We start from the raw sequence: 10,629 nt of genomic DNA, 5'->3' as shown, positions 1-10,629 counted from the left end.
CTACGCAGCCTGCGCGATCAGCCGGATCCACCCGGACGAGGGCATCCGGCCGATCATCGGCTACATGCTGGCCCTGCTCGCCGGTCTCGTCGTCGTCATCCTCGTGCCCTGGATCTCCATCGGGTTCCTGTGATCCCGCAACGGCCCGACGCCGCGTTCCGGTCTCATGCAGCGAGAGCGGCATGAGACCGGGATCCGGCGCGGGACGTCGCGAGGCCTCCGGTGTCCCGCGCGCCCGGCCCTCCGAGGCCCGGGCGCGCGCCTCTTTCTACTCGGCCGCCTTGGCAAGGGCGGCCGAGTAGGCACCGCTCTTCAGGGTCTTGGCGAGCCATCCGTCGACCGCCGCCTTCAGGGCCGGGTCGCGGGTCATCCAGAAGGCCTTGTCGTTCTTGTTGAACACATCCGGCACCGCCGCCGGGCAGAGCACGCCGGCGCTGAGCCGGGACTGGTAGTCGACCTCGGTCCCGTCGGTGACCATCACGTCGGCTCGACCCTCGGCCACTTCCTTGAAGATCGCGCGGTTGTCGGGGAAGACCCGCACCGAGGCGTGGGGGAAGTTGGCGTCGGCGAAGCGCTGGTTGGTGCCGCCGGGATTGACCACGACGCGCACCTCCGGCTTGTCGATGTCCTTGATCGAGACGAAGCGGTTCTTGTCGCCGCAGCGCACGATCGGGCGCTTCCCGTCGGTCAGCACGGGCACCGAGAACTCTCCCGCCGCGGCCCGGTCGGGCGTGACGGTGACGCCCCCCATCGCGACGTCGTAGCGGTCGGAGAGCAGGTCCTCCTTCAGGGTCTTCCAGGTCGTCGGCACGATCTCGACCTTGACGCCGAGGGCCTTGGCGAGCTCGCCCGCCATCGTCACGTCGGCGCCCTTGATGCTGCCGTCGGGCATGCGCAGCGAGTAGGGTGCATAGTCGCCGGTCAGGCCGACCCGCAGCGTGCCGTCCTGCTTGATCGCGGCCAGCGGCCGCGCCGCCGCCGGCACGGCCGCCATCGCGACCAGAACCCCCACCACGCTCGCGAACTTGCGCATCGTCACCGCCCTGACCTCTGCGTTCTCGTCAACCCATCTGTCGTACGGATATCGCATGGGTCCGGTAAAGCCCGGATGACGGCTTGACCGCGCGCCGGCACTGCGCGGCGATTGACTCGGCCGCCGGCACCGGCTCCTTCGCGGGCATGGCCCCTCTTCCGGACACCGCGCGGCGGGCGTCGCGCCTCCTCAGCCGCCACCGACCGCGCCTGACCCAGGCCGTGCGCATGACGGCGGCGAGCCTCGCGACCTTCGCGCTGGCCGAAGCCCTCGGCCTGCCGCAGGAATACTGGGCGGTGATCACCGCGCTCATCGTCACGCAGAGCAGCGTCGGCGGCTCCCTCAAGGCCGCCCTCGACCGCTTCCTCGGCTCGGTGCTGGGCGCCTGCTACGGCGGCGCGGTCGCCTTCGCGATGCCGCATCACGGCGCCGCCGCGACCTTCGCGGCGCTCCTCGTGGCGGTGGCGCCGCTCACGGTCGCGGCGGCGTTCTCGGCCGGGTTCCGCATCGCGCCGATCACCGCGATCATCGTCCTGCTCTCCACCTCCGGCTCGAGCCTCGGGCCCCTCGCCTTCGCGGTCGACCGGATCCTGGAGATCGGCCTCGGCTGCGTCGTCGGTCTGGCGGTCTCGCTCCTCGTGGCGCCCGCCCGGGCCGCCCGGGCGGTGACCGTCCAGGCCGCGGGCCTCGCCCGGCTCCTCGCCGGGCAGCTCGAGGCCCTCGCCCGCCTCGACGCGACAGAGACCCCGGAGGCCAAGGCCCTGCCGCTCGCCGTGCGCAAGGCGCTGTCGCGCCTCGAGACCCTTTCGGGCGAGGCCGCCCGCGAGCGCCGCAGCCGGCTCTCGGCCGCCCCCGACCCGGACCCGCTCCTGCGTACCCTGATGCGCCTGCGCCACGACGTCGTGCTGATGCGCCGGGCGATGTCCGAGGCCGAGGAGGACGTGCTGCGGGTCCACCTCGCCGAGGCCTGGGCGAAGGCGGCCACGGCCGCCGCCGCGCGGCTGCGGGCCCTGGCCGACGACCTCGCGGCCGGTCGCCGGCCGGCGGGCGACGACGCGGCCCTCGCGGGCGCAATCGCCGGCTACCGCGGCGCCATCGACGAGATGCGCCGGCGCCAGGTGACCCGGACCTTGTCCACCGACGGCGTCGGCCGCATCTTCTGGATCGCCTTCAGCCTGGAGCAGTTCCGGCGCAACCTCGACGACCTCGCCGAGCGGGCGGCGGATTTCGCCGGGCCCGAGGCGCAGGGCAACGCCGTCTGATCCCGCAGCGCCTTCGAACCCGGAGGCGCTGGCTTAAGCCCGCACGGGTCTGCGCCGCAGGCGCCGGGCGCTGATGCGCCGGACGCTGATGCGCCGGACGCTGTGCCACCGACTGTCGATGGCACAGCGCGAAGGCCCGAACCCCCTTTAGGGCGTGCGCTTGCGCAGCACCATGTCGCCCTGGAACAGGAACTTCTGGGCACGCTTGCCGGTGTCGACCTCGGTGGTGAAGACGTTGCCGCGGGAATCGACCGCGAGGTTGTGCACCCAGTGGAAGTCGCCGGCCATGCGGCCGTTGCGGCCGAAGCGACCGACGGTCGCGCCGTCCTCCCGCCGCAGGGTGCGGACCTCGTTGTTGGCGCCGTCGGCGTTCATCAGGAAGGTCTGCGCCTCGTCCGGCCACAGCGCCAGCTCCCAGACCGAGCCGTTGGCCCGGGTCTGCGGCTCGACGGAGAATTCCTTCACGAAGGCGCCGTCGCTGCGAAACACCTGGACCCGGTTGTTGGTGCGGTCGCAGACGTAGACCAGCCCGTCGCGGGCCACCTGCACGCAGTGGACAGGGTTGCGGAACTGCCGCGCCGGCGCTGCGGCCGGGTCGTAGGTTCCCAGCGCCACGTCGGTCGGCGGCTCGCCGTAGGCGCCCCACATCCGCTTGAAGGCGCCGGTCTCGGCGTCGAACACGATGATACGGTGGTTGTAGTAGCCGTCCGCGACGTAGACCTCGTTCGTCGCCGGATCGACCTGCACCTGGGCCGGCCGGCCCAGGCGCGTGGTGTCCCGGCTGTCGGTCTGCGGCCCGGACTTGCCGATCTGCATCACGAAGCGGCCGTCCTGGGTGAACTTCAGGATCTGCCCGTCCTGCTCGCCGTTGCCGGCGAGCCAGACGAAGCCCTTGTGGTCGACGTGGATGCCGTGCTCGTTCTGGGGCCAGTCGTAGCCCTGGCCCGGCCCGCCCCAGGCCTTGAGGAGGTTGCCCTCCTGATCGAACACGAGCACCGGCGGGGCCGGGACGCAGCAGCGGGTGCGCGGCGGGTTGAGGCTCGCGGCCTTCTCGTCGTCCGTGAGGGTGCGGGGCCGCTGGACCACCCAGATGCGGTCCTCGCCGTCGACCGCGACGCCCGCGGCCTGGCCCATGATCCAGTTGTTCGGCAGCGGCTTCGGCCAGGCCGGGTCGACCCGGAACCTGAGCGCATCCTCCGCCAGGGCCGGTGCCGCGCAGGCGAGCGCGACGAGGACGGCGATCCAGCGCATCATGTCTTCCTCCCGATGTTCGTTGCCCGCACTGTAGGGGAGGTGCGTCGCTTCGCGCCAGCGCCGTCTCTCAACCGATGAGGGCGCGCCAGACCGCGAGGGCGGCGCAGCCGGCGAGGCCGGCCGCGAGGGCGTAGCGGACGCCGCGCCCACCTCCGGCGAGGCGCGCCCGGCAGGCGGGGCGCGCGAGGACGAGCCCGACCAGGCCGAACCACGTCGCCGCCATGCAGAACACGACCGCGCCCACCACCGGGACCGCCGCCCGGCCCGGATGGGCGAGGAAGAAGCCGCCGAAGAAGGCGAGGCTCACCGGGTTGGTCAGGGCGGCCCCGAGACCGAGGGCGAAGGAGCCGGCGTCGCGCCCCGGCGCGAGCCGGGCCGGGTCGTCGGCGAGGCCGGCACGGCCGCTCGCCAGCCGCAGGGCCGCCCGCAGCATCAGAGCCGCGAACAGGACGGTGCCGAGGCCGGTGACGAGCGGACCGGCCGGCACCAGGGAGGCGCCGAGCCCGGCGAGCGCCGCGGCGAGGCCCGCGCCGCAGGCGACCCCGAGAGCGGCCAGGAGCGTGCCCCGCCCCGGCGCCGCGACGCTGGCCCGCAGCACCACCAGCAGGTTCGGCCCCGGCGCGGCCAGGACCGGAGCGTAGGCGGTGAGGAGCGGTCCCAGCAGGGCGGGCCACGCATCGGCGTCGGACATCGGGCATCTCTCCCCGGCGCCCCGGCGCCGTTGGAGCCATAAAGATGCCAAAGCGACGCGACACGCGTCGTTCGATTGAATGAGGCGGGGTGCGCCCGCGCACAGTCTCGCCGGGTCGAGATCCGCGTTCCGACAGTCGATCGAGCCCGGTGCGGCTATCCGTCAAGTCTTGGGACAGTCCGGTGCTGTGACTGTCCGTTTGCCCCAGTCCCGCGCCGCGGGCGGTGCGTGCGCAAAGGAAGCGGCGGCAGGGTCGCCCCTGCCGCCGCCTGTCCTCACGCCGGAGACGTGGCCGTGCCGATCAGCGGCGCTCGGTGCCGAGCGGCTGACGGGCCGGGGGCAGCTCGTCCTCGATACCGACGTGGCGCTCGCGGGTGGTGCCGGGCAGGCCGGCATCGACCGACTGGGTCGTGGGCGGAGCGCTGGCCGCGAAGGGCATGCCGCCGGTGTTGAGGCCGGTGGTGGTGCTGCCGGCAGCGCCCACCGCCGACGATCCGCCGGCCACGGCCGCCGGGTTGGTCATCGACGGGGCGGTCTCGTCGTGACGGCCGCTCCAGCCCTCCTCGCGCCAGCCGCGGGCGCGCTGGTCCATGTCGACCGAGCCGTGCTCCTTGAGGATGCTGTAGACCCGGTCGGCATGGGCGTCGTCGGCCCGCACGGTCACCAGGGTGCCGCCGCGGCGCACGCCCTCGGCGTAGGAATGGGCGTGCTCCTCGCTCAGGCCGGCCCCGGTGAGGGAGCCGATCAGGCCGCCGGCCGCCGCGCCGACGCCGGCGCCGGTCAGGGTCGCGACGAGCCAGCCCGCGGCAACGACCGGGCCGACGCCCGGGATGGCGAGCAGGCCGAGACCGGTGAGCAGGCCGGCGCCGCCGCCGAGGACGGTGCCGAGCGAGGCGCCGGCGCCGGCGCCGTTCGAGGCGTCGTGCGCCGTCTCGCTCGTGGTGCCGTCACGTCCGGTGCCGACGTGGCTGGAATAGCGCTCGTCCTGGTTGTTGGCCACGATGCTGATGTCGGCGTGGGGAACGCCCGCCGCCTCTACCTTGCGCACTGCCGCGGAGGCGTCGTCGTAGCTGTCGAACAGGGCCGTGATGGTACGGGTCGCCATGGGCGTCATCCTTCGGGTTCGAGACGAGGTGCGATGAGGGGCGGCGTTACCGCATGGTGGCGACGTTGCCCTTGAAGTCGAGGCCGACCGTCACCGTGTTGCCGGCCTGCATCGCCTGGCCGCGCCAGATGCCCTGATCGTCCTTCTTGAGCTCCTTGATGTCCTTGAAGCCCGCCTGCTCGAGGCGGCTGCGGGCCTGGGCCTCGGTGAAGCTGTTGGCGCCGGGCTCGAGCTTGGCGTTGGTGGCGACGGTGCCGGTGGTGCCCGGGTTGTTCTTGTCCATCATGTCGGTGTTGGGCCGGGTCACCGCCTCCTGGCCCTGCGACTGGGTGCTGGGCTTGGCGTCGCGGGCCGGATCGCCCGTCACCGTGGTCTGGGCCTGCGCCATCCCGGTCCCGAGAGCGCTCAGAGCCGCGAGCGTGATGAGGGTCTTGCGCATGGTCTCCTCGAACCTTGTCTGACTGATCGATGCCATCTCAATCATCACCGGGCGGCTTGGTTCCGCAGGAGGAACGTTGAGCTTGAGGCGGCTCTCGAATTCGTCAGCATTTCATACTGAGCTTGACCATTGAGGCCGACATCTTTGTTTTTAATCCATGCTGCGACGCACAAAAAAGAACACGAAGATTGTTTCCCGGCGAAACAGATCGATCTCTCATCGTGCGCGACCGGAACCACCGGCCGGGACGGTTGGGTTCCACCCCGGCGCTGCCGTTAACGGATCCCTAACCATGCACCCGGCAGGAATTGCCGGGTGCATGGTTAGGGATCCGGAATGAGCGAGACGGGGGCACTCGGCGCAGGCCGCATCTTCGCGCTGCCGTCGCGGGCGGACCTGGTGGCGCTCACGCGGCGCAGCGACCTGGTCCTGGCCGTCTCGGTGCTCGGCATCCTGGTGGTGCTGATCTTCCCGCTGCCGGCTTTGCTCCTCGACCTCCTGCTCGCGGTCTCGATCATCCTGTCGGTCCTGATCCTGATGACCGGCCTGTTCATCGAGAACCCGCTCGAGTTCACGGTCTTTCCGACGGTGCTCCTGATCGCCACGATGCTGCGGTTGGCGCTGAACCTCGCCTCGACGCGGCTGATCCTCGGCCACGGCCACGAGGGCACGGCGGCTGCAGGCCACGTCATCGAGGCCTTCGGCCACTTCGTGATGGGCGGCAACTTCCTGATCGGGATCATCGTGTTCGCGATCCTGATCATCGTGAACTTCGTCGTCATCACCAAGGGCTCGGGCCGCATCGCCGAGGTCGCGGCCCGCTTCTCCCTCGACGCCATGCCGGGCAAGCAGATGGCGATCGACGCCGACCTCTCGGCCGGCCTCATCGACGAGAAGACGGCCCGGACCCGCCGCCAGGCCCTCGAGGACGAGTCCTCGTTCTTCGGCGCCATGGACGGCGCCTCGAAATTCGTGCGCGGCGACGCGATCGCCGCCCTCCTCATCACCTTCATCAACGTGGTGGGCGGCATCATCATCGGCGTCGCCCAGCAGGGGATGGGCTTTGCCGACGCGGCCAAGAGCTACACCCTGCTCACCGTCGGCGATGGCCTCGTCAGCCAGGTCCCGGCGCTGATCGTCTCGACCGCGGCGGGCCTCCTCGTCTCCAAGGCCGGCGTGCGCGGGGCGGCCGGCCGGGCGCTCGGGCGCCAGATCGCCAACTACCCCAAGGCCCTCGGCATGTCGGCCGGGGTGATGCTGCTGATCGGGTTCCTGCCCGGCATCCCGATGCTGCCGTTCCTGATCCTCGGGCTCGGCGCCGCCTACCTCGCCCGCCGCATCGCCCTGCTGCCGAAGCCCGCCGAGGCCGACGCCGCCGGCGCGCCGGCCGCGGACGGCACCGCGCCGGTCAAGGAGGAGACCGCCGGCGACCTCCTGAAGCTCGACGACCTGAAGCTCGAGATGGGCTACGCGCTGCTGGCCCTCGTCAACGGGCCCGCGGGCCAGGACCGCCTCACCGACCAGATCCGGGCGCTGCGCCGGCAGCTCGCCGCCGAGCTCGGCTTCGTGATGCCCTCGGTGCGCATCCTCGACAACGTCCAGCTCGATGCCAACACCTACGTGGTGCGGGTCAAGGAGATCGAGGCCGGCTCGGGGCAGGTCTTCCCGGGCCAGTTCATGGCGATGGACCCGATGGGCGGCCAAGTGCAGCTGCCCGGCCAGCACATGCTGGAGCCGACCTTCGGGCTGCCGGCGACCTGGGTCGACGCGTCCCTGCGCGACGAGGCCCAGCTCAAGGGCTACACCGTGGTCGATGCCGCCACCGTGGTCTCGACCCACCTGACCGAGGTGATCAAGGCCCACGTCGCCGACCTCCTCAACCACGTCGAGGTGCAGAAGCTCCTCAAGGAGCTGCCGAAGGAGCACGGCGAGCTCCTCAAGGAGGTGGTGCCGAGCCAGATCGCCACCACCGGCGTCCAGCGGGTGCTGCAGTACCTCCTGGCCGAGCGGGTCTCGATCCGCGACCTCGGCACCATCGTCGAGGGCATCGCCGAGGTGGCCGGCCACATCAAGAACCCGCGCGACATCGTCGAGCACGTCCGCGCCCGCCTCGGCCGCCAGATCTGCGCCCAGTACCAGGGCCCGGGCGGGGTCCTGCCGATCGTCACCCTGTCGCCGGCCTGGGAGAGCGCCTTCCTCGAAGCGATCGTCGGCCAGGGCGACGAGCGCCACCTGGCGATGCAGCCCTCGAAGCTGTCGGACTTCGTCACCACGGTGCGGGACCGGTTCGAGGAGGCGGCGCGGATGGGCGAGATGCCGGTCCTCGTCACCTCGGTCCAGGCCCGGCCCTACGTGCGCTCGATCATCGAGCGCTTCCGGCGCGAGACCCCGGTGATGAGCCAGGCGGAGATCCATCCGCGGGCGCGGCTGAAGACGGTGGGCTCGGTCTGAGCGTTCCGGCCGCCGGTCGCGGGCGGCCTGGCGGAAGATGAGGGTCGGGCGCGAGTCCGGACAGACTTGTGCGGCGCAAGTCCGTCGCGCGCGATCGGCAGTCTCGTCTGTCCAGCCGTGATGTCGGGCGAAGTGGGATCCGCTTCGTCTGCTCCCGCCGCCGTCGTTTGTTGGGTAAGGGCGGAGTCGAAAGGCCCCGGCCTGCCTCGGCGGGCCCGCCGCGCCGCGCCGAAAGCGGTAGGCCGCAACTTAATCCTCCCCAGTAGTGCGGGTCGCTCATCATCCGTTTGTGCCTGCCCGACTTGACGCACCTTGGTCTAGCCTTCGCGGCGCAACACGAGACCAGGGAGCAGGTCAGGTGGCGAGCATCGGCATCGTCGGCACGGGGTTCGTGGCCGATTACTACATGCGCTCACTCGCGACCCTGCCGGACGTCACGATCGCTGGCGCCTGGGACATCGATCTCGACCGGCTGCACGCCTTCCGGAAGTTCTGGCGCGTCCCCGCGGCGCAGAGCCTCGACGACCTGATCGGCCGGCGGCCGGACCTGATCCTGAACTTGACCAACCCGGGCTCGCACTACGCCATCAGCCTGGCCTGCCTGGAGGCCGGCCTGGCCGTCTACTCGGAGAAGCCTCTCGCCACCCGGCTCGACGATGCCCGCCACCTGCATGCGGTCGCGACGCAGAAGGGGCTGATGCTCGCCTCCGCGCCCTGCAGCATCCTCGGCGAGAGCGCCCAGACGGTGTGGAAGGCCCTGCGGGACCGGTTGATCGGCACGCCGCGGCTCGTCTACGCCGAGATCGACGACGGGTTCCTGATCCGGGCGCCGCACGACCGCTGGCGCAGCGAATCCGGCGCGCCCTGGCCGGTGCAGGACGAGCTGGCGGTCGGCTGCGCGCTCCAGCACGCCGGCTACTACCTGACCTGGCTGATCGCGATGTTCGGCTCCGTGACGCGGGTCGCGGCGGCCTCGGCCGAGGTGCTCGGCCTCGTGCTGGCGGACGGGTCGGCGGCGGCCCCGACCTATGCCTGCGCCTCGCTCTTCCTCGAGAGCGGGGTCGTGGCCCGGCTCACCTGCTCGGTCGTGGCGCCGCACGACCACACCATGCGGATCTTCGGCGACGACGGCATCCTGGAGGTGGCCGAGTGCTGGTCGAACGACGCCCCGGTCCGGGTGCGGCGCCGGCACGTGCTGCGCCGGCGTCTGGTCGACAGCCCGCTCGCCCGCCGGCTGCGCCTCGGCGGCGCCACCCATCCGAAGGTCGGGCGAAAGGGCGCGACCGCGATGAACTTCGCCCTCGGCCCGCAGGAGATGCTCGCCGCCCGGGCGGAGGGCCGGACGAGCCGCCTCGACGCCGACCTCGCCCTGCACCTCACCGAGGTGGTGCTGGCGATCCAGAGCGCCGGGGACGGCACCGGCCACCAGGTCATCACCTCGCGGGCCGGCGCGGTGGCGCCGATGCCGTGGGCGGCGGGATGACGAGGTGACGTCGCGGCGGGCTGACGCGACCGGTCCGGCATGCGAAAGGAAGCCGGAACGACCCGGAGGATCCGCCCATGCCGCTCTACGCCCTCGACACCATCAGCCCGATCCTGCCGGATGACGGCAGCGCCTGGATCGCCCCGAGCGCCCACGTGATCGGGCGGGTGCGGCTCGGCCGGGAGGTCGGGGTGTGGTTCGGCGCGGTGGTGCGCGGCGACAACGAGCCGATCACGGTCGGTGACCGCACCAACATCCAGGAGGGCGCGGTGCTGCACACCGATGCGGGCTTTCCGCTCACCCTCGGCGAGGGCATCACCGTCGGGCACGGCGCCATCGTGCACGGCTGCACGATCGGCGACAACACGCTGGTCGGGATGGGCGCGACGATCCTCAACGGCGCCCGCATCGGCGCCAACTGCCTCGTCGGCGCCAACGCCCTCGTCACCGAGGGCAAGGAATTCCCGGACAACAGCCTGATCGTCGGGGCCCCCGCCAAGGCGGTGCGCGTGCTGGACGAGGCGGCGGTGGCCGGCCTGCGCGCCTCGGCCGACCGCTACGTCGCCAATGCCAAGCGCTTCGCCCAGGGGCTGCGGCGGGTCGACTGATACCCTCGCGCCGACGCCCGTTCGGGCTTGCCTTGCGCCTCCAAACGGGTCCGTTCGAAGGCGCTGCGGTATCATACCACTTCGCTTAAGCATTGACGCGTGCGATGTATTTGAAGTTGGCGATGGAGCGGATGCGCTCTGGCTCAGCGGTGAGTGCGTTCCAGGCGGAGCAGCAGGCGTCGAGGATCGCCTTGTAGTCGGGGAACACGCGTGCAGAGAGGAAGCGCTCGCGCAGGTACAGCCAGATCCGTTCGACCGGGTTGAGCTCGGGGCTGTAGGCGGGCAACCGCACCAGCGTCACGG

The 10,629-nt window shown here is 71.6% G+C and carries 10 protein-coding genes; 4 read left to right on the top strand and 6 right to left on the bottom strand.

What is annotated here, in order from left to right; translation table 11 throughout:
- Positions 1-268: 268 nt before the first annotated feature.
- Positions 269-1,033, bottom strand: coding sequence for a transporter substrate-binding domain-containing protein (locus VQ02_RS22905; RefSeq protein WP_053080513.1), 765 nt, complete (start codon positions 1,031-1,033; stop codon positions 269-271).
- Between the two features lie 83 nt (positions 1,034-1,116).
- Between VQ02_RS22905 and VQ02_RS22900 the strand changes: the two genes are divergently transcribed.
- Positions 1,117-2,295 carry an FUSC family protein gene (locus VQ02_RS22900; protein ID WP_245239825.1) on the top strand — a complete coding sequence of 393 codons (1,179 nt, stop codon included), beginning with the start codon at positions 1,117-1,119 and terminating at the stop codon, positions 2,293-2,295.
- Positions 2,296-2,442: 147 nt separating this feature from the next.
- On the opposite strand, the gene VQ02_RS22895 is transcribed toward VQ02_RS22900, so the two are convergent.
- The 4 genes from VQ02_RS22895 to VQ02_RS22880 form a co-directional block, all read right to left on the bottom strand.
- A complete protein-coding gene (locus tag VQ02_RS22895; protein WP_157080762.1) occupies positions 2,443-3,546 on the bottom strand; it encodes an NHL repeat-containing protein in 1,104 nt (367 codons plus the stop codon).
- Positions 3,547-3,616: 70 nt separating this feature from the next.
- Positions 3,617-4,240 (bottom strand): LysE family transporter, encoded by a 624-nt coding sequence (locus VQ02_RS22890; RefSeq protein WP_053080512.1) that lies wholly within the window; start codon positions 4,238-4,240, stop codon positions 3,617-3,619.
- A 301-nt stretch (positions 4,241-4,541) separates the two neighbouring features.
- A complete protein-coding gene (locus VQ02_RS22885) occupies positions 4,542-5,345 on the bottom strand; it encodes a general stress protein (protein WP_048446535.1) in 804 nt (267 codons plus the stop codon).
- Between the two features lie 46 nt (positions 5,346-5,391).
- The gene (locus VQ02_RS22880) at positions 5,392-5,784 is read right to left on the bottom strand and encodes a PepSY domain-containing protein (protein WP_048446534.1); all 393 of its coding nucleotides are present in this window, start codon (positions 5,782-5,784) and stop codon (positions 5,392-5,394) included.
- Between the two features lie 336 nt (positions 5,785-6,120).
- Here VQ02_RS22880 and flhA point away from each other — a divergent pair, with 336 nt between their 5' ends.
- The 3 genes from flhA (at position 6,121) to VQ02_RS22865 (ending at position 10,326) form a co-directional block, all read left to right on the top strand.
- Entirely contained in the window at positions 6,121-8,235 is a 2,115-nt protein-coding gene (gene flhA, locus VQ02_RS22875; protein WP_048446533.1) for a flagellar biosynthesis protein FlhA, read from the top strand.
- 358 nt (positions 8,236-8,593) lie between these two features.
- Positions 8,594-9,718, top strand: coding sequence for a Gfo/Idh/MocA family protein (locus tag VQ02_RS22870; protein ID WP_048446532.1), 1,125 nt, complete (start codon positions 8,594-8,596; stop codon positions 9,716-9,718).
- A gap of 77 nt (positions 9,719-9,795) precedes the next feature.
- Entirely contained in the window at positions 9,796-10,326 is a 531-nt protein-coding gene (locus tag VQ02_RS22865; RefSeq protein ID WP_048446531.1) for a gamma carbonic anhydrase family protein, read from the top strand.
- Positions 10,327-10,411: 85 nt separating this feature from the next.
- Here the strand turns inward: VQ02_RS22865 and VQ02_RS22860 are convergent.
- A partial coding sequence (locus VQ02_RS22860; RefSeq protein ID WP_048446530.1) for a transposase occupies positions 10,412-10,629 on the bottom strand: 218 nt, incomplete at its 5' end.

Origin of the sequence: Methylobacterium variabile, assembly GCF_001043975.1 — a bacterium.
GTDB lineage: Bacteria > Pseudomonadota > Alphaproteobacteria > Rhizobiales > Beijerinckiaceae > Methylobacterium > Methylobacterium variabile.
This window is presented reverse-complemented; position numbering and strand designations above follow the sequence as displayed.